Raw genomic sequence first — 17,260 nt, 5'->3', positions numbered from 1 at the left:
TCTATCGCTAAAACTATGTGATTGATATACTGAGTGCCAAATCGGAAATTGAGATTGTAATGAGCAAAAAACGACTTTTATTTATTCCTGTATCATCACCAGAGGGTATTGGTGAATATATGCGTTCACTTTTGCTAGCGCAAACGCTAGAAAATGAATGCTCAGGGGATATAAATATCCACTTTATTTTAAATAAACATACGGCTTATGCTAAAAGTTGCCCTTTTGAAACCACACTTTTAGAGAGGTCGGCAACCAAAGAAACTAAAGCAGTTTGTCAATTTATTGAGCAATATAAGCCTGATGTGGTGGTGTTTGATTGTGCTGGTCGTGCTGAGCATATGAAAGCGGCAAAAAAAGTGGGCGCAAAAGTTGTTTTCATCTCGCAACATGAGAAAAAACGAGCCAAAGGATTAAAGCTTAATCGTATTGGTTTAATTGACGTGCACTGGGTAATACAGCCAGATTACTGCATCGAGCCACTTACATGGCTAGAAAAGCTTAAATTAAATACCTTTGCTTTAGCATCTCCGCATAATGTAGGTCCCTATACTGCGTTTGCCTCTGAGCAACAAAAGCAGCAAGCATTAAACGACTATGATTTAACAAAAAATGAATATTTTATAGTGAATGCAGGCTCAGGCGGACACACTTTAAACGGTCAAAATTGTGCTGATATTTATTTTCAAGCTGCACTGGCCATCACTCAACGTACCTCGCTAAAGGGAGTTGTTGTTTTTGGGCCCAATTACACCAAGCCGTTACCGCAAACTGATGAATTAATTTGCATACCAAGTCAGCAGGGTAGTGAGTTTTTGGCATTGTTAAGTCAAGCTAAAGTAGCACTATTGAGTGCGGGCGATACATTATTACAAGCTATTGCGGTACAAACTCCCACAGTTGCTTGCGCTATATCAAAAGATCAAAGTAACCGTATTGCACGCTGCGTTACTACTGGTGTGGTAACAAAAGCCGAACTCGATATTTTAGACATAACCAATAAAGTAAATGAGATTATCACTGAACCTAATTATCAAAATATACTCAGTAACTACGCGTTATTTGCAAACGTGCATAGTTTTGATGTAATTAACCAAGGTGTAAAAGCATTATTATTTGGAAGTAAATAATGAATATAGTGATAGTAATTGATTCACTGGTTGGCGGTGGTGCTGAAAAAGTAATGCTTACTTTGGCTGAGCAAATAGCGACACTTAAACACAATGTGACTATTTTATCACTCGCTAATAGCGTTGAATACGATATCCCAAGTAACTTACAAGTTGAGAGCTTATTTACGGATAGAGCGTCGAAGGTTGACCGTTTTTGGCTACGCAAAGCAAGTGTCGCTAAACTAGAGTCGTGGTTTGAAAAAAAGAGAAGTGAAGTCGGGTACATTGACTTAGTACTGTCAAATTTAGATCGTAGTAATAACCTGCTTGCGCGTAGTAATGTAGAAAATGTCCATTTTGTTATGCATAACTCAGTAAATGCTGAGCTAACAAGGCAAAAAAAATTAGGGCCTCTTTCTTATTTATACCTTAAAAAAAGTAAACAAAACTTAAATGGTAAATCACTCATTTGTGTATCCAAAGGGGTTGAAAATGAAATTACCCAAGGTAACTTAATTACTCCAAGTGCGATCACTACAATTTATAACCCATTCGATTTAAAAAAAATCAATCAACAAGCCAGTGAGCTAAACACTAACATTCCTAATGTGCCTTACCTTATTCATGTTGGGCGATTAGCCAAGCAAAAACGTCACGATATTTTATTCGCAGCGTTTGCTAAGTTAGATAAAAAGTACAAACTAGTACTGTTATGTAACAAACCGACAAAGGCATTAAAACTTGCACAGCAATATGGAATTGCAGAGCAACTGATTGTGCCAGGGTTTGAGCAAAATCCGTATAATTGGATAAAACATGCCAAAGCGCTAGTATTAAGCTCAGATTTTGAAGGCTTGCCAACGGTATTAATAGAAGCACTTGCAGTAGGTACACCAGTGGTGAGCACTAATTGTACTTTTGGTCCCAGCGAAATACTAACAGGTGCGCTAAGTAAATATTTAGTGCCAATACAGCAAAGTGAGCAGTTAGCACGTGTAATTGAACAAGTGCTGGCAGATAAGCCAAACGTTACAAATGCAGCTATTTTACAACAAGTAAACGCAGAGCAAGTGGCTGCCAAGTACTTAGCTTTAGCTAACTAGCAGCTAAAGTAAATTAGCGCTTAAGCTTTGTGTAACAAACATACAAGGCTTGCCAGTCGCTGGCTTGCCAGTTAAATACAGGGTTGCGGCCTTGTTCTTTTAAAAACGAGCGCTTTAGGCGTTCCATATTACTTTGTTGCCATTGTAAGGCAGGCGGTTTAATTTCGCCGCGATCAAAGTCAATAATATATACTTGGCCAGTGTCATTAAATAAAATATTATTAATGTTTAAATCTGCGTGGTATACGCCCTTACTGTGAAAGAGCGCAATGGTTGTGGCGATACTTGCTAATTCAGATTCAGTTAAAGCACGCTCAACGAGTATATCCAGTACACTTTTGGCACCTGTTACCGCCTCGGTAATAATATCACCGCGGTAAATTAACCCGCTTCGAGTCACTTTTGCAGCAACGGGAGTTGGTACATTTAAGCCAAGCTCAATTAACTGCGCCATTAAAGCAAACTCTTTATATACTCGCGTTTGCTCAAAGCCTAAATACAAGTATTGGTCACTGAGTAATTTACCGACCAAGCCACCGCGCCAATAATGTCTTAGCACAGCGGTTAGTTCATTATTTTTAAAAAACCACGCCATTGCGCGGCCTTTTTTAGCACCCACTATTTTATTTTGTTGCTGCCAGTAGTCGGCATTAAACCAGTTTAAATTAACCTGATTTTCATAACTAGGGTGGCTCAGCAGAGTATGCTTACCTTGGACGTGTTGTTTGAACATAGCTCACGGGTATTACTTAAATATGCGCCTATGTTAGCGCGTTTTAAAGCCGAGGATAAGTACTTGCAATAGCGCGATTATAATTTAAGATCGGGTTTTACTATTTAATGCCCAAGGAAACGCGTGACTTCAGTGCCTAACTACTCCTCTATTTGTATTTTACGACTCTCTGCTATTGGCGATGTATGCCATGCTGTGAGTGCAGTACAAGCGATTCAAAAAGCGCATCCTAATGCAAAAATCACTTGGGTTATTGGCAAAGTAGAAGCTATGTTATTGGCTAACTTACCCGGTGTTGAGCTGGTGGTGTTTGATAAAAAACAAGGCCGCGTAGCACTGAAAAATTTAAAGCAAACTTTTAAAGGGCAAAACTTTGATGTACTGCTTAATATGCAGGTGGCATTAAGGGCCGGATTTGTTGCACGTTGTATTCCTGCAAAAGTTAAAATAGGCTTTGATTGGGCGCGCTCAAAAGAGCTGCATAGCCTATTTATAAATAAACGCATTGCAGCGCAGCCACATGCGCACGTGTTAGAAGGGTTTAAAGGCTTTGCTAAAGCCATTGGCGTGAATGATTATCAGCCAAGTTGGGAAATGCCTTATACACAGCAAGATCAAAACACTGCCGATGAATTACTCACTGCAGAATACTTATCTAATAAGCTGTTTGTTATCTCTCCAGCAGCAAGTAAAGCACAGCGTAATTGGCTTCCCGAACGTTATGCCGCGCTTGCTGATTATGCCCATCAGCAGGGATTTAAAGTGGCCTTGACCGGCGGCCCTACCGAGCTGGAAATAAACCTTGCCAATAATATTATTAAACACAGCCAACACAGCATTTTAAACCTAGTTGGTAAAACTAAGCTTAAAGAATTGTTGTGCGTGTTAAAACGCGCCAGTGTAGTACTAGCCCCAGATACTGGCCCTGCCCATATGGCAGTAACGGTAGGCACTCCTGTTATTGGGCTATATGCCCATTCAAACCCAGCGCGTACAGGGCCGTATTTATACCAAAACTATGTGGTTGAGGTATATCATCAAAACTTGCTTAAACAAACGGGTAAAACAGCGCAGCAGCTGCCTTGGGGCACACGTATTAAAGGTGACGATTTAATGAGCCAAATTACCATTGATGCGGTAAAAGCTATGTTTGATCATGTTGTGCAAAAAGAGTCGTTATAATGAATCAATCACAAAAAAATAAAGCGCTATTTTTAGATAGAGATGGCGTAGTAAACGTTGATCATGGCTATGTGTATCAAAGTGAGCGGTTTGAATTTATCGAAGGAGTATTTAGCACGTGCAAGGCATTTTATGATGCCGGTTATAAAATTATTATTGTAACTAATCAGTCAGGTATTGGCCGTGGTTATTACACCGAGGCTGACTTTATAGCACTGACCAGCTGGATGAAAGCACAGTTTAGCGCACATCAGATATTGATAAGCGACGTTTATTTTTGCCCTCATCATCCTAAAAATGCATTGCCTGAGTATTTAAAACAGTGCGCTTGCAGAAAACCAGCCCCTGGTATGCTACTACAAGGTATTAGTGAGCATAATATCGATCCGCAGCAAAGTATTATGGTAGGCGATAAAAAAAGTGATATGCAAGCTGCAGAACAAGCTGGCATTGCCACGCGCGTATTGGTGCACTCTGGCCAGCAGTTTGATGACAGCGCCAAACAAACTGCAGATTTTATTTTCAATTCAATTAATGATTTACCAGCACTTTTATAAATTTAAATACGCCCCCCAATTCAGGCACTGTAAACTGGCAGGAATTGCTGCCAAATTTATAATTTGCGATGAACTGCAAACAGTGCATTTTATTCGTTAAACTTTTACAATACCCCACATAATAAACAGTAGCTTTGTTTTGCTGTTTAACCTGTTAAATCAAATGGAGACTAAAGATGAGAGCATCTGCTTTTTTTAGCCAGCTACAACAGCAAATTGAAGACGTAAAAACTGAAGGTTTGTATAAAAGCGAGCGTATTATTTTATCGCAGCAGCAAGCTCAAATTGAAGTTGCATCAGGCAAAGTAATTAACTTTTGTGCTAATAATTACCTAGGCTTAGCAAATAGCCCTGAGCTAATAAAAGCAGCGCAAGATGGCTTAGACGCACATGGTTTTGGTGTGGCCTCAGTACGCTTTATTTGTGGTACGCAAGATATTCACAAAACGTTAGAGAAAAAAATCAGTGAGTTTTTAGAAACTGAAGATACTATTTTATACTCATCGTGCTTTGATGCTAATACAGGTCTGTTTGAGACTATTTTAGGCGCAGAAGACGCGATTATTTCGGATTCACTTAATCATGCTTCAATTATCGATGGCGTACGTTTATGTAAAGCTAAGCGTTTTCGTTATGCTAATAACGATATGGCTGACCTTGAAAAGCAGCTTATTGCCGCGACCGAAGCAGGTGCTAAAACTAAGCTAATTGCTACAGATGGCGTGTTCTCTATGGATGGCGTTATTTGTGATTTAGCCACTGTGTGTGATTTAGCTGATAAATACGATGCATTAGTAATGGTTGACGACTCGCATGCTGTGGGCTTTGTTGGCGAAAATGGTAAAGGCACACCAGAGTATTGTAACGTGCTTGATCGCGTAGATATTATTACCGGTACCTTAGGTAAAGCATTGGGCGGTGCATCAGGTGGTTATACATCAGGTAAAAAAGAAATTGTTGAGTGGTTGCGTCAACGTTCGCGTCCTTACTTATTTTCAAATTCATTAGCTCCGGCAATTGTGACTGCATCGATTAAAGTGCTTGAAATGCTAGAAAGTGGTGGCGAGCTTCGCGCTAAGCTTTGGTCAAACGCTAAATACTTCCGCGAGCAAATGGAAGCAGCTGGCTTTACCTGTGGTGGTAAAGATCATGCCATTATTCCAGTTATGCTAGGCGATGCTAAAGTTGCATCATTAATGGCTGATAAGTTATTAGTTGAAGGTATTTATGTAACCGGTTTTTCATTCCCTGTTGTACCTAAAGGTCAGGCACGTATTCGTACCCAAATCTCAGCTGCACATAGCATTGAACAACTTGATACCGCCATTGCTGCCTTTACCCGTATTGGTAAAGAAATGGGCGTTATTTAATTTTATTGTAAACCGCGCTATAGCCGCGGTTTTTTAGTTGAGTGTGAATTATGAAAGCATTATCTAAATTAAAAGCAGAACCGGGTATTTGGATGACAGATGCGCCAAAACCAGAAGTTGGCCATAACGACCTGCTAATTAAAATTCGTAAAACTGCAATTTGTGGCACCGACGTTCATATTTATAAGTGGGACGAGTGGGCGCAAAAAACTATTCCTACACCTATGGTTGTTGGCCATGAGTATGTTGGCGAAGTGGTCGATATGGGCCAAGAAGTACGTGGTTTTAAGGTTGGCGACCGAGTATCTGGCGAAGGCCATATTACGTGTGGCCATTGTCGTAACTGTCGTGCAGGGCGCGTACATTTATGTCGTAACACCACAGGTGTAGGCGTAAATCGCGAAGGTGCATTTGCTGAATACTTAGTTATACCAGCGTTTAATGCGTTTAAAATTCCTGATAATATTTCAGACGAATTAGCATCAATTTTTGACCCTTTTGGTAATGCCGTACATACCGCGCTGTCGTTTGATTTAGTCGGCGAAGATGTATTAATTACTGGTGCAGGCCCCATTGGTATTATGGCAGCAGCAGTGGCAAAGCACGTAGGCGCACGTCACGTAGTTATTAGCGATGTAAACGAATACCGCTTAGAGCTAGCACGCAAAATGGGTGCAACACGCGCTGTTAACGTAGCCAACGAAAAGCTTGAAGATGTAATAAAAGAGCTAGGTATGACTGAAGGCTTCGATATTGGTCTTGAAATGTCGGGTGTACCAAGTGCTTTTAATTCTATGCTAAATAATATGAACCATGGCGGTAAAGTTGCCATGCTAGGTATTCCACCATCAGATATGGCGGTAGACTGGAACCAAGTGATTTTTAAAGGCTTAGTGATCAAAGGTATTTATGGCCGTGAAATGTTCGAAACCTGGTATAAAATGGCAAGTCTTATTCAATCAGGTTTAGACTTAAACCCAATTATCACTCATCAATATTCAATAGACGACTTTCAAGCTGGTTTTGATATGATGATTTCAGGACAATCAGGCAAAGTGATACTAAACTGGGATTAATTTAGTTTAATACGGTTTTATAAATGGTATTAAAAGGGCGGCTTGAGTCGCCTTTTTTATTGATTTAATTATTTTTAAAAGAGATTTCAATGGCATTTAAACATATATCAATAGCACAAACTCTTGAATTATTAGATAAAGAAGACGTAGTAATTGCAGACATCCGCGATCCAAATTCATATCAAGCGGGGCATATTCCAGGTTCTGAAGCGCTTTCGAACGCTAACATTGCACACTTTATGATGGAAAAAGAGTTTGATCAGCCAATAATTATTGTTTGTTATCACGGTATGAGCTCGCAAGGCGCAGCAAGCTACTTAGTGGAGCAAGGTTTTGAAGATGTGTACAGTATGGATGGTGGTTTTACAGCATGGGAAGCGGCCTACAGCGAGAAAGTTGAACGATGATAGAGCTTGGCAGTTTAAATAATCCGCGTGCTGCACAAGGCTTTATAGACTATTTAAAAAGCCAAGACTTGCAAGGCGAGTTACGCTCAACAGATGGTAGCACAGTAATTATTAGCGTTTTACCTGAGCACTTTCATCAAGTGCAACCGCTTTGGGCTGAGTTTACGCAAAATCCTAATCATGCCCGCTACCAGCAAGCATCTTGGGAAGTTGGAAGCACGCAATCACCGCTTAAGTATCAAGGGCAATCGCTGAATTTAGTGGCGCGATTTAAAGCGCTTAGCTGGCTTAATCAAACGGTTAGCATTTTAAGTATTGTTATTTATATTGCATTTTTATTGGGTGGATTTGAAACAATATATACCACGTTGCAGTTTAATCCTGCCGAGCCATTAACGTGGATTACCCCTGCTATAGTGCACTTTAGCGCCATGCATATTGTATTTAACTTAGTTTGGTGGGTGTCGCTTGGCGATAATATCGAAAAACAATGTGGCAAGCTCAGCTTAATCGGGCTGTTTGTGGTAAGCGCCTTAATCAGCAATTGGGCACAATATTTAATGGTTGGCCCTAACTTTGGTGGCCTAAGTGGCGTGGTATACGCGCTACTTGGCTTTTGCTGGATCCACAGCGCCTTAAACCCTAAACAACCTGCATTAGTAAGCACTGCAATTATTGGTTTTATGCTAATTTGGTTGGTACTCGGTTTTGCGGATGTGTTGTTTATAGGGATGGCTAATTGGGCGCATTTAGGCGGGTTAATTAGCGGTATGGCTTACGCCGTTACCACGTCTATATTAAAAACTAAAAGCCACAATTAATGATATAAATACTTGGTGAACAAGACTTCACGGATGATCTCTTGTCCCGTTTCTTCTTTTAATAAGCTTTTAAGTTTTGCTGCACTTTTTACTCTTATTTCTTCACGCCCACTGAGCGATTTTATTTTATCTTCAGGTTCTTTAGATAAAATTTCAACTAAGGCGTCGCGCAGCAATGGCGTATGGTGCTCTACGGTTGCAATATCTGATGCGTTATTAAGCATTAAATCGATAGTAATGCGCACATAGCCCATTTTTTTACTCGATGCGCCAATATAGTTGGTAATAATGTCTGGCTCAAAACCAAAGTAACCCACAGTCGAATCTGCTCGTGCGGTTAAGCTTACTAAACTTGCGATAAGTACAAAAAGGCCGGCGAATACTGTTTTTTTCATGTTAAATGCTGTTTTTTATAAACGTGTTGTAAATAGTCTATACCTTATAGTGCCTAATATACAGCGCAGAGCAACTATTAGTGGCAGTAAATCGTACTTTTTCAAATGCTTTGGCAATGTTATTATTCAACTGATTTTTATTAAGTAGAGCAATTGTGATTACTTTCCCTGTTTCATTATCTGCCGATTGGCAATGTGCCTCACTGTTTAGTGATTTATCGAGTGCAGAGCAAGAGTGGTTATTTGAACCGCATTCATTAACAGCCAAATTAAAAAGTCGCTCACAGTGTTTTAGTGTAAAAGTACTTAGTGAGCAAGAGTTTGAGCTTAGTGCAGAGCAACAACAATTATTAGGCTGTACGCAAACTACTGCGCTTAACCGTGAGGTACTTTTACTTTGCGACAATAAACCGGTTGTATATGCGCAAAGCTGGTTGCCAGCAAGTGTTAACGCCGCAAATAATAAATTACATAATATGGGGGAGCGACCATTAGGCGATGTGATTTTTCAAGATCCACAATTAACCCGCACAGATATAGAAATTGCGCGCTTTAATACCCAGCATTCATTACAACAGCTTGTTGCACAATTAAAGTTACCATCGCAAAGTTTACTTGGCCGTCGCAGTCTATTTTCGCTTAAAGACTATAAATTTTTAGTGTGTGAAGTGTTTTTACCAGGAGCGTATTTGTACTCATGAAATTAGCGCGTTTAACCCCAAGCCATATTCCTTATTATATTGCGCTCATGCGTATAGATAAACCAATAGGTACTTTACTATTACTTTGGCCAACATATTGGGCGCTGTGGTTAGCAAATGCAGGAATGCCAAGTTTAACTAACTTTATAGTATTTACGCTGGGTGTTGTGATAATGCGCAGCGCCGGATGCGTTATTAATGATTTTGCCGATAGAAAAATAGATGGTTCGGTTAAACGTACAATGCAGCGGCCATTAGTTTCAGGACAGGTTAGTAGTGGTGAAGCGATTAGTTTGTTTATATTATTAATAACAGTCGCATTTTTACTGGTGTTAATGCTTAGTGTAAATACAATATTACTCTCTTTTGGTGCACTTGCTTTAGCGTTTTGTTACCCGTTTATGAAGCGTTATACACAATTACCGCAAGTGGTGTTAGGCGCAGCATTTGGTTGGGCTATTCCTATGGCTTTTATGGCGTCAATTAATGCACTTCCTATACAGGCTTGGCTGTTATTTATTGCTAATATTTGCTGGACGGTAGCCTACGACACTATGTATGCCATGGTCGACAGAGATGATGACTTAAAAATAGGGGTTAAATCTACCGCTATTTTATTTGGTAAATACGATCGTCACATTATAGGGTTACTTAATTTAGCCTTTATAGCGTTAATGCTCGCTATAGGAGCACTTAATAATATTGGGCTGAGTTATTGGCTTGGTCTTAGTGTTGCTATTGTATTGTTAGTTTACCAACAAGTGCTTATTCAACAACGCGCACGCACCGATTGTTTTAAAGCGTTTTTAAACAATCATTATGTAGGATTAGCCTTTTTTATCGGCTTATTGTTTTCCTACCCTGTCGCATTTTAATAACAGGGTAGAGTATTGTTAGCGGGGTGGATCAATAATGCCACTGATTGACGTGTTTTTTCTGAACCAACCAGCAATCGAGTAGCGTTCATCAACCGCAGGTAGCACTTCATGAACAAAGCGTTCGCTTTCAAATAATACTAAGGTGCCAGCTGTTGGCCTAATAGTAATTTCAATGTCTTTACTTTTAGGTTTATAAATAACTAACTCGCCGCCTTGCTGTGGCGTGTTTAAGTATAAAACGGTGGTAAAAACACGGTTAGAACGACCTTTAAAAGCATCAACATGCTTTTTATAAAAATCACCTAAAGTATATTTTGCGTAGTGGCATTCATAATCAAATAACCCCATAAAAAAACACCGGTTAAGTGTTGTTCTAATGCCTTCCATCGCAGTTTGATAATTTTTTTGGGCTTGCGAACTGCCATCAAACCAGTATGTTTTGTCTTTGCGAATAGTGCTATCAATTTGCTGATTATTTAAGCGGCCAATTCCAGCTAAGCTAAAGTGCGGGTTTATCCGGTAACAATCGGCCATTAAATCAGACATTAAGCCTTCATCAATGGCGTTTTCAACAATAGCGTAACCATAAGCTTCAATATGATCTAAATATATTTCTGAGGTAATAAAGTTGCCCATTGATACTAATTATTAAAATAAAGAGCAGCTAGTCTAGTGCAAAGCAACTTAATAGCCATCATTTATATGTTTAAAGGCACTTATTTTATTTATTAATTTACCGTCATAGCCATTTTTTTTATCAGTGATAACAGGTGCTCTATATGCTCACCCACTTCAATTTTTTGACTCGTTTGTACTATAAGTTGCTCACGGCTTAGGTCTTTATTGGTTTTTAACTGAATAAGATTACTATTTTCAGCAATAGCATTGGTGTGCTCAATGCCTGCTATTGCAAAATGATCTGACTTTTCAAGACCTGCCATTACTTGCTCTATGCTGCCAACTTTAATGCTAGATGATTTGTTTAATCCATCAATGGCTTCATTAAGCATAAGTTGTACGGGTTTAGATTGTGAAAAACAACCAAACATAGGGTAGTGATCTAGCTCTTGTTTGCTAATGTCGGCTTTATGCGCAAGAGGGTGGTTTTTAGAAACAAATAAAATTAGCTGATCAGGTAAGTGAATATCACTACCAATGCTATTAATGGCTTGCGAATAAACACTAATATCTATTTCGCCCTGTTGCAGTTTACGCGAAAGTTCTTGTTTATCTTGGAGTTGCATTTCAATTTTAATATGCGGATATTGATTTAAAAATTGCCCACACGAAATAGGTACAACACTACTTGCTTTGTTGGTGTAGCCAATAATTAGCTTTTTTTCAATAGTGCCATTAATAGATTGAAAAATACGCTGCTTAGTTAATGCCAACTCACTAAGCGTATTTTTAGCATAATCAAGAAAAAGTTCACCAGCATCGGTAAGGTGTACCGAGCGAGTAGAGCGTTTAACTAACTCGTAGCCTATTTCTTCTTCAAGAGTTTGAATGCTACGTGTAAGCGCCGACGTGCTTATTTTAGTTTGTTCTGCGGCTTGTCTGAAGTGGCGTAACATGCCAAGTGCTATGAATTGTTCCAGTTGTTCAAATCTCACTTTATAGTCCCTTTTTATAAGTAAGTCGCATATACGCGAACATAGTAATATTACTTATTAATCTATTAAAATTAATAAGTAATATTTAAATGCGATTGTAAATTTATAATAAATTTCAATCAGCATATCCCTCTTTTAGTATTAATTAAAGAGTGAAATTGTTAAATAGTATTATCCTTTAGGTTAATAACTAATAGTTTGTTATGTGTTTTAAGCTTTTATTATGCAAGTAACATATAAAGTAGCTTTGCCTTAAGGGTTAATAAACCACTGTGCAAAAATTATTATTTGAAACTATAAGCTTTTATTCAACAAAGTTACGACTAACCCGGTTGCTCAATGGTTTATTTTCAATGCTTTGCAGTTCTATTTCAATTGCATCGCAAGAAATATGAATTTCAAATAACGAAGTTAATAACGATAAACTTAAGCAAGTAAGACTAACGCCAAATAAAATAATTCCAGTAGTATTGAGCTCTATAAATAACGCAAACATGGAAAGTGTGCATAGTAAAAAAGATACAACTCCATATACCTGCATGGTTCTTATAAGTTTTATACGCTTTCTTAAATTGGTTATTTGCGCAACAACAACCGGGCGAATTGATTCACCTTCACGGGCGTTTAATCCTCTAATTAATTGCGCTATTACTAAAAATCGGTTTGTATAGGCAAGTAGTAACAATGAAATAGCCGGAAAAAGTAATCCTGGAGTTGTAAGTGTCATATTTATTCCTGCAAGCTGGCTAGTTTATGAATTAACACATTAATGAAAGGCATTGTAAACACAAATAAATGAGGTGAAAATTGCAAAATACTAATAGTGATAACTTAACCGCTGACCCTTTCACATGGATAACAATATATCGCGCTGAAAATAGTTTAGAAGCGAATATAATTAAAGGCTTAATCTTAAATGATGGCATAGAGTGTCAAATTAAAGGTGAAATGCTGCAAGGAGCTTTAGGAGAAATACCGTTTGATCAGGCTCAAGCCAGTGTGCAGGTTTATGCGATAAAAGAGCGCCATGCGCGACAAATATTGGTAAACTACCAGCAAGTAAAACAATCAGCTCCAGATTGGGTGTGTCCTAATTGTAATGAGCATAATGGATCAACATTTGAATTTTGTTGGTCATGCGAGACGTTAAAAAATGACAAAAGCAAATAACTTTCAGCGTATTAGAGAGCTAAACTACTTACAAAAAGCAGTGTTAGCCAGTGCCTTAATTGAACGTATGCTACCTAACTATGGCCTATTTAGTGAAGCAACAGGGTTTGGTGACGAAACCGTTTTACGCAGTGCTTTAAATGTTTGCTGGGAGAAAATACTGCTACCAAAAAGTAAGATTGATCTTGAAAAGCAAATCGAGAAAATAGAACCCAATGTGCCTGAGCTAGCTGACTTTGATATGTTTGGTACGTATCCGGCAATTGATGCCGCGACCGCATTATTAAGTCTTATGCATGGTTTAATGGCGCAAGATGAGCAAGAGCTCATAAATATAAGTAAAATATCGCAAGCAACGGTTGCCCGCTTTATTGAGTATCAAATGACTGTTGAAGGTGAAGTTGCCGATAACAAAGCAATACGCGAACACCCACTAATGCAATACGAAATGGATGTATTAGGTGAGCTAATTGATTTTGTAGAAGCCATGGGCCGTGTGACCTCTGATAATGTTAAAGAACTTAAAAAACATGTGCTTGCTGATGGGCAAACCAATATTGGTTTAACATTATAAAACGTAAATAATTTAGTTTAAAAAGCACCTAAATAGGTGGCAGGAGAAAAACAGTGCGAATTTTGGGCATTGAATCGTCATGCGATGAAACCGGTATTGCTATATACGATGACGAAAAAGGTTTATTGGCGCATCAATTATATAGCCAAGTAAAAGTACACGCAGACTATGGCGGTGTAGTGCCAGAGCTGGCATCACGGGATCATGTACGTAAAACGCTGCCCCTTATCGACGCTGCATTTGCACAAGCGGGTTGCGGACCTGAAGATTTAGATGGCGTTGCGTATACAGCAGGCCCAGGTTTAGTTGGCGCACTTTTAGTCGGTACCTCAATTGGTCGCTCTCTTGCTTATGGTTGGGATATTCCTGCTGTAGCAGTGCATCATATGGAAGGGCATTTATTGGCGCCCATGCTTGAGGAAAATGTTCCTGAGTTTCCGTTTATTGCTTTGCTAGTATCGGGCGGACACACCATGATGGTTAAAGTAGCCGGTATTGGCCAGTATGAAGTGCTGGGTGAGTCGGTTGATGATGCAGCAGGCGAAGCATTTGATAAAACAGCAAAATTACTAGGACTTGATTACCCCGGTGGCCCACGTTTAGCTAAAATGGCAGAGCAGGGGGTGGCTAAGCGATTTATATTTCCACGTCCGATGACAGACAAGCCTGGTCTAGATTTTAGTTTTAGCGGTTTAAAAACAGCAGCGTCTATCACTATTCGTGAAAACAATGATGACGAGCAAACTAAAGCCGATATAGCACATGCATTTCAAACCGCGGTTATCGATACCTTGGTAATAAAATGCAAACGTGCACTTAAGCAAACCGGTATTAAACGACTAGTAATTGCTGGCGGCGTAAGTGCTAATACGCAGTTACGTTTGCAGTTGGAGCGTGTAATGCAAGGCATGAAAGGGCAAGTGTATTATCCGCGTACCGAATTTTGTACCGACAATGGCGCTATGATTGCGTACGCAGGGATGCAAAGGTTAAAAGCAGGGCAATTTGCTACCCTTGATATGAAAACTAAACCGCGCTGGCCAATCGACAGCCTAGAAGCTATTTAATAGCAGTTAAATATCGCTTTTTTCATCAGTGGGTGCTTTTTTAGCGCCCACTTTTGGCTCGTTACCACTAAATAATCGTGCGATATTAGAGCGATGCCTAAAAATAATTAGTACCGTAATAAAGGTAACGGGTAGCGTATAAAGTGGCTTTATTAACCAAGTGTATAAAGGTGCAAGCGAAACCGCAACTAAGGCAGCAAGAGAAGAATAGCGTGTTATTGCTACCATAATAAACCAAGTACAAATTAATAAACCCGCCAAAGATAACCCTATAGGTAATAAAGAACCAAAAGCAGTTGCTACCGCTTTGCCCCCTTTAAAACCAAAAAATAATGGGAACATGTGCCCCAAACAGGCGGCCACAGCGACTAAACCAAGCGCAAGCGGCTCAAGATCTAAAAAGTAGGCCCCCCAAACGGGAATAGTGCCTTTTAAAACATCAAATATTAGTACTAAACAAGCGGGTAGTGCGCCCCCCAGCCGGTAAACATTAGTTGCCCCTGGATTATTAGAGCCATTACTACGCGGATCGGGGAGTTTAAATAACCGCGAGACGAGTATGGCCGACGAAATCGACCCAAGTAAATAGACTAAAATAAACATTAAAGTGGCTAACACGTGCTTCCTTATTTTTTAATTGTACTTTTTCGGCTATTATTGACGTCAAAATTTATAAACTGCTTTAATTACTAACTAGTATAGCTACCTTGTTATTGTAGAAGTAATTTATATGTATTTAAACACTGATTAAAGTATATACAGTATTAATTTAATTGATACATTATGCAGTTAACTCAGTGGCTTGTTACTGTCATTAGGAGCATTAATGGACAAGGTATTTATATCGCAATTACACGTCGACACTATTATTGGAGTGTACGACTTTGAAAAAGAAAGTAAACAAAGCCTTTACTTTGACGTTGAAATGCTAAGTGATATTAAACCTGCAGCTGTAAACGATGATATTAATTTAGCACTCGATTATGCAAAAGTAAGTGAGCGGATCATTGAGCACAGTACGGCAAAACCGGTAGAGCTGCTCGAAACCTTAGTTGAGCAATTAGCACATATAATTTTGACTGAGTTTAATACCCCACAAGTTACTATTCGAGTAAGTAAACCTGCAGCCGTTGCTCAGGCGCAAACTGTGGGTGTTGAAATTACGCGTACTAAGGCAAGCATTTAAATGGCGCAAATTTATATCAGTTTAGGGTCAAATATTAATAAGGCGCATTATATGCGCTGTGCGCTTATAGCGCTCAAGCCGCACTTTAACGACTTAGTGCATTCCTCAGTATTTGAAAGCGAAGCGGTTGGATTTGCTGGTAATAACTTTTATAACTCGGTGGTTGGTGCTACAACCGATATGCCATTAGCAGATGTATGTAGCTTACTAAAGCAAATTGAGCGCAATAATGGCCGTACTGCAAACGATAAAAAGTTTAGCCCGCGGACTCTCGATTTAGATTTACTATTTTATGATGATGTAATTTGCGACTCTCCCGCACAATTACCACGTGACGAAATTACAAAAAACGCCTTTGTATTACAGCCCCTAGCTGAAGTGGCCCCGCATTTTTATCACCCTGTTGCACAGCAAACCATTGCCGATCTTTGGCGCGAGTACAACAACCCTCAACAAAAACTATGGAAGGTGGAGTTTTCTAACCCATGAGTATTATTGAAATTATTGTTTTAGCTCTTATTCAGGGGTTTACTGAATTTTTGCCTATTTCTAGCTCTGCGCACTTAATTTTACCATCGCAAATATTAGGCTGGGAAGATCAAGGGTTAGCATTTGATGTTGCAGTACACGTAGGTACTTTAATTGCAGTAGTGATTTATTTTCGTAAAGAAGTAAGCAGCATACTTAGTGCGTGGTTTAAGTCGTTTGGTGCGCAAGGTAGCACAGATGACAGTAAATTAGGCTGGTGGATAATTTTAGGCACAATTCCGGCCGCTATTTTAGGTTTGCTTTTAAAAGACATGATTGAGCTTTATTTGCGTAGCGCATGGGTGATCGCGGTTACCACCATTATATTTGGTTTATTGCTTTGGTATGCGGATGCAAAAGGTAAGCAAATTAAAACGATTTATCAGCTAAATTGGAAAACCGCGCTTATTATAGGCCTAGCACAAGCCGTTGCGATGATCCCAGGTACATCACGTTCAGGTATTACTATGACCGCGGGTTTAATGCTTGGCATGAATAAACAAAGCGCTGCACGCTTTTCGTTTTTACTGGCAATACCTATCATTTCAATGATGGGACTTTACTATACCGTTGAGCTTGCACTAGGGGATCATCTAGTTGACTGGAGCACCTTATTATTAGGTGTTGTGTTGTCATTTTTATCGGCTTATGTCTGTATTTATATGTTTTTAAAAGTAATAGAACGCATGGGAATGTTGCCATTTGTTATCTACCGATTATTGCTAGGGGTCGGGTTAATTGTATTTTTAACGCTGTAATTAATATTTTTTACTCGTTTAGTTTAAGC

22 protein-coding genes are annotated in these 17,260 nt (G+C 39.2%); 16 read left to right on the top strand and 6 right to left on the bottom strand.

What is annotated here, in order from left to right:
• Positions 1 to 59: 59 nt before the first annotated feature.
• A complete protein-coding gene (locus PNIG_RS13065) occupies positions 60 to 1,130 on the top strand; it encodes a hypothetical protein (RefSeq protein ID WP_011328978.1) in 1,071 nt (356 codons plus the stop codon).
• Positions 1,130 to 2,215, top strand: a complete 1,086-nt coding sequence (locus PNIG_RS13060; protein ID WP_089368667.1) for a glycosyltransferase — start codon at positions 1,130 to 1,132, stop codon at positions 2,213 to 2,215. The genes PNIG_RS13065 and PNIG_RS13060 overlap by 1 nt, the downstream gene beginning before the upstream one ends.
• Positions 2,216 to 2,228: 13 nt before the next feature.
• Here the strand turns inward: PNIG_RS13060 and PNIG_RS13055 are convergent, their stop codons facing one another.
• Entirely contained in the window at positions 2,229 to 2,948 is a 720-nt protein-coding gene (locus PNIG_RS13055; RefSeq protein WP_089368666.1) for a 3-deoxy-D-manno-octulosonic acid kinase, read from the bottom strand.
• A gap of 123 nt (positions 2,949 to 3,071) precedes the next feature.
• Between PNIG_RS13055 and PNIG_RS13050 the strand changes: the two genes are divergently transcribed.
• The 6 genes from PNIG_RS13050 to glpG all read left to right on the top strand — a co-directional run bounded on the left by PNIG_RS13050 (position 3,072) and on the right by glpG (position 8,361).
• The gene (locus tag PNIG_RS13050) at positions 3,072 to 4,130 is read left to right on the top strand and encodes a glycosyltransferase family 9 protein (protein ID WP_011328975.1); all 1,059 of its coding nucleotides are present in this window, start codon (positions 3,072 to 3,074) and stop codon (positions 4,128 to 4,130) included.
• A complete protein-coding gene (gene gmhB, locus PNIG_RS13045) occupies positions 4,130 to 4,687 on the top strand; it encodes a D-glycero-beta-D-manno-heptose 1,7-bisphosphate 7-phosphatase (protein WP_011328974.1) in 558 nt (185 codons plus the stop codon). Before PNIG_RS13050 ends, gmhB begins: the two co-directional genes overlap by 1 nt.
• Positions 4,688 to 4,863: 176 nt before the next feature.
• Positions 4,864 to 6,057: a glycine C-acetyltransferase gene (locus PNIG_RS13040; protein WP_011328973.1), complete on the top strand. Its 1,194-nt coding sequence runs from the start codon at positions 4,864 to 4,866 to the stop codon at positions 6,055 to 6,057.
• A 50-nt stretch (positions 6,058 to 6,107) separates the two neighbouring features.
• Entirely contained in the window at positions 6,108 to 7,133 is a 1,026-nt protein-coding gene (tdh, locus tag PNIG_RS13035) for an L-threonine 3-dehydrogenase (RefSeq protein ID WP_011328972.1), read from the top strand.
• Between the two features lie 89 nt (positions 7,134 to 7,222).
• Positions 7,223 to 7,540 (top strand): thiosulfate sulfurtransferase GlpE, encoded by a 318-nt coding sequence (gene glpE, locus PNIG_RS13030; RefSeq protein WP_011328971.1) that lies wholly within the window; start codon positions 7,223 to 7,225, stop codon positions 7,538 to 7,540.
• The gene (gene glpG, locus PNIG_RS13025) at positions 7,537 to 8,361 is read left to right on the top strand and encodes a rhomboid family intramembrane serine protease GlpG (protein ID WP_089368665.1); all 825 of its coding nucleotides are present in this window, start codon (positions 7,537 to 7,539) and stop codon (positions 8,359 to 8,361) included. The genes glpE and glpG overlap by 4 nt, the downstream gene beginning before the upstream one ends.
• Here the strand turns inward: glpG and PNIG_RS13020 are convergent.
• A complete protein-coding gene (locus PNIG_RS13020) occupies positions 8,358 to 8,756 on the bottom strand; it encodes a flagellar basal body-associated protein FliL (RefSeq protein WP_011328969.1) in 399 nt (132 codons plus the stop codon). The genes glpG and PNIG_RS13020 overlap by 4 nt on opposite strands.
• A 155-nt stretch (positions 8,757 to 8,911) precedes the next feature.
• Here PNIG_RS13020 and PNIG_RS13015 point away from each other — a divergent pair, with 155 nt between their 5' ends.
• Entirely contained in the window at positions 8,912 to 9,457 is a 546-nt protein-coding gene (locus PNIG_RS13015) for a chorismate--pyruvate lyase family protein (protein ID WP_011328968.1), read from the top strand.
• Positions 9,454 to 10,332 carry a 4-hydroxybenzoate octaprenyltransferase gene (gene ubiA / locus PNIG_RS13010; protein ID WP_086994012.1) on the top strand — a complete coding sequence of 293 codons (879 nt, stop codon included), beginning with the start codon at positions 9,454 to 9,456 and terminating at the stop codon, positions 10,330 to 10,332. Before PNIG_RS13015 ends, ubiA begins: the two co-directional genes overlap by 4 nt.
• A gap of 18 nt (positions 10,333 to 10,350) precedes the next feature.
• On the opposite strand, the gene PNIG_RS13005 is transcribed toward ubiA, so the two are convergent.
• The 3 genes from PNIG_RS13005 to PNIG_RS12995 all read right to left on the bottom strand — a co-directional run bounded on the left by PNIG_RS13005 (position 10,351) and on the right by PNIG_RS12995 (position 12,675).
• Positions 10,351 to 10,971 (bottom strand): 2OG-Fe(II) oxygenase, encoded by a 621-nt coding sequence (locus PNIG_RS13005; RefSeq protein WP_041454529.1) that lies wholly within the window; start codon positions 10,969 to 10,971, stop codon positions 10,351 to 10,353.
• Between the two features lie 92 nt (positions 10,972 to 11,063).
• A complete protein-coding gene (locus PNIG_RS13000) occupies positions 11,064 to 11,948 on the bottom strand; it encodes a LysR family transcriptional regulator (protein WP_041454528.1) in 885 nt (294 codons plus the stop codon).
• A gap of 304 nt (positions 11,949 to 12,252) precedes the next feature.
• Complete coding sequence (locus PNIG_RS12995) at positions 12,253 to 12,675, bottom strand: DUF2721 domain-containing protein (RefSeq protein ID WP_011328964.1); 423 nt, start codon at positions 12,673 to 12,675, stop codon at positions 12,253 to 12,255.
• Between the two features lie 80 nt (positions 12,676 to 12,755).
• On the opposite strand from PNIG_RS12995, the gene PNIG_RS12990 reads away from it, so the two are divergent.
• From PNIG_RS12990 to tsaD, 3 genes are read left to right on the top strand one after another with little or no spacing between them, the layout of a single operon-like run.
• Positions 12,756 to 13,118, top strand: a complete 363-nt coding sequence (locus tag PNIG_RS12990) for a putative signal transducing protein (protein ID WP_011328963.1) — start codon at positions 12,756 to 12,758, stop codon at positions 13,116 to 13,118.
• Positions 13,102 to 13,692, top strand: a complete 591-nt coding sequence (locus tag PNIG_RS12985) for a YjaG family protein (protein ID WP_011328962.1) — start codon at positions 13,102 to 13,104, stop codon at positions 13,690 to 13,692. Before PNIG_RS12990 ends, PNIG_RS12985 begins: the two co-directional genes overlap by 17 nt.
• Positions 13,693 to 13,745: 53 nt before the next feature.
• Positions 13,746 to 14,759, top strand: coding sequence for a tRNA (adenosine(37)-N6)-threonylcarbamoyltransferase complex transferase subunit TsaD (gene tsaD / locus PNIG_RS12980; RefSeq protein WP_011328961.1), 1,014 nt, complete (start codon positions 13,746 to 13,748; stop codon positions 14,757 to 14,759).
• 6 nt (positions 14,760 to 14,765) lie between these two features.
• On the opposite strand, the gene plsY is transcribed toward tsaD, so the two are convergent.
• Complete coding sequence (gene plsY, locus PNIG_RS12975; RefSeq protein ID WP_089368664.1) at positions 14,766 to 15,377, bottom strand: glycerol-3-phosphate 1-O-acyltransferase PlsY; 612 nt, start codon at positions 15,375 to 15,377, stop codon at positions 14,766 to 14,768.
• A 208-nt stretch (positions 15,378 to 15,585) separates the two neighbouring features.
• Between plsY and folB the strand changes: the two genes are divergently transcribed.
• The 3 genes from folB to PNIG_RS12960 are packed head-to-tail and all read left to right on the top strand — an operon-like array spanning position 15,586 to position 17,231.
• Positions 15,586 to 15,945 carry a dihydroneopterin aldolase gene (gene folB, locus PNIG_RS12970; RefSeq protein WP_089368663.1) on the top strand — a complete coding sequence of 120 codons (360 nt, stop codon included), beginning with the start codon at positions 15,586 to 15,588 and terminating at the stop codon, positions 15,943 to 15,945.
• Positions 15,946 to 16,434 carry a 2-amino-4-hydroxy-6-hydroxymethyldihydropteridine diphosphokinase gene (gene folK, locus PNIG_RS12965; RefSeq protein WP_041454526.1) on the top strand — a complete coding sequence of 163 codons (489 nt, stop codon included), beginning with the start codon at positions 15,946 to 15,948 and terminating at the stop codon, positions 16,432 to 16,434.
• Positions 16,431 to 17,231 (top strand): undecaprenyl-diphosphate phosphatase, encoded by an 801-nt coding sequence (locus PNIG_RS12960; RefSeq protein WP_011328957.1) that lies wholly within the window; start codon positions 16,431 to 16,433, stop codon positions 17,229 to 17,231. Before folK ends, PNIG_RS12960 begins: the two co-directional genes overlap by 4 nt.
• Positions 17,232 to 17,260: the final 29 nt, after the last annotated feature.

Source organism: Pseudoalteromonas nigrifaciens (genome assembly GCF_002221505.1).
Lineage (GTDB): Bacteria > Pseudomonadota > Gammaproteobacteria > Enterobacterales > Alteromonadaceae > Pseudoalteromonas > Pseudoalteromonas nigrifaciens.
The sequence above is the reverse complement of the archived record's forward strand: the minus strand, read 5'-3'. Positions and strand labels throughout refer to the sequence as shown.

Excerpts from the sequence above, each read along its gene's own strand:
- PNIG_RS12995 (WP_011328964.1), bottom strand. The coding sequence starts at position 12,675 with ATGACACTTACAACTCCAGGATTACTTTTTCCGGCTATTTCATTGTTA.
- PNIG_RS12960 (WP_011328957.1), top strand. The coding sequence starts at position 16,431 with ATGAGTATTATTGAAATTATTGTTTTAGCTCTTATTCAGGGGTTTACT.
- gmhB (WP_011328974.1), top strand. The coding sequence starts at position 4,130 with ATGAATCAATCACAAAAAAATAAAGCGCTATTTTTAGATAGAGATGGC.
- PNIG_RS13055 (WP_089368666.1), bottom strand. The coding sequence starts at position 2,948 with ATGTTCAAACAACACGTCCAAGGTAAGCATACTCTGCTGAGCCACCCT.
- ubiA (WP_086994012.1), top strand. The coding sequence starts at position 9,454 with ATGAAATTAGCGCGTTTAACCCCAAGCCATATTCCTTATTATATTGCG.
- PNIG_RS13060 (WP_089368667.1), top strand. The coding sequence starts at position 1,130 with ATGAATATAGTGATAGTAATTGATTCACTGGTTGGCGGTGGTGCTGAA.
- PNIG_RS13040 (WP_011328973.1), top strand. The coding sequence starts at position 4,864 with ATGAGAGCATCTGCTTTTTTTAGCCAGCTACAACAGCAAATTGAAGAC.
- PNIG_RS13005 (WP_041454529.1), bottom strand. The coding sequence starts at position 10,971 with ATGGGCAACTTTATTACCTCAGAAATATATTTAGATCATATTGAAGCT.
- glpG (WP_089368665.1), top strand. The coding sequence starts at position 7,537 with ATGATAGAGCTTGGCAGTTTAAATAATCCGCGTGCTGCACAAGGCTTT.
- glpE (WP_011328971.1), top strand. The coding sequence starts at position 7,223 with ATGGCATTTAAACATATATCAATAGCACAAACTCTTGAATTATTAGAT.
- folK (WP_041454526.1), top strand. The coding sequence starts at position 15,946 with ATGGCGCAAATTTATATCAGTTTAGGGTCAAATATTAATAAGGCGCAT.
- tdh (WP_011328972.1), top strand. The coding sequence starts at position 6,108 with ATGAAAGCATTATCTAAATTAAAAGCAGAACCGGGTATTTGGATGACA.
- folB (WP_089368663.1), top strand. The coding sequence starts at position 15,586 with ATGGACAAGGTATTTATATCGCAATTACACGTCGACACTATTATTGGA.
- PNIG_RS13065 (WP_011328978.1), top strand. The coding sequence starts at position 60 with ATGAGCAAAAAACGACTTTTATTTATTCCTGTATCATCACCAGAGGGT.
- PNIG_RS13020 (WP_011328969.1), bottom strand. The coding sequence starts at position 8,756 with ATGAAAAAAACAGTATTCGCCGGCCTTTTTGTACTTATCGCAAGTTTA.
- PNIG_RS12985 (WP_011328962.1), top strand. The coding sequence starts at position 13,102 with ATGACAAAAGCAAATAACTTTCAGCGTATTAGAGAGCTAAACTACTTA.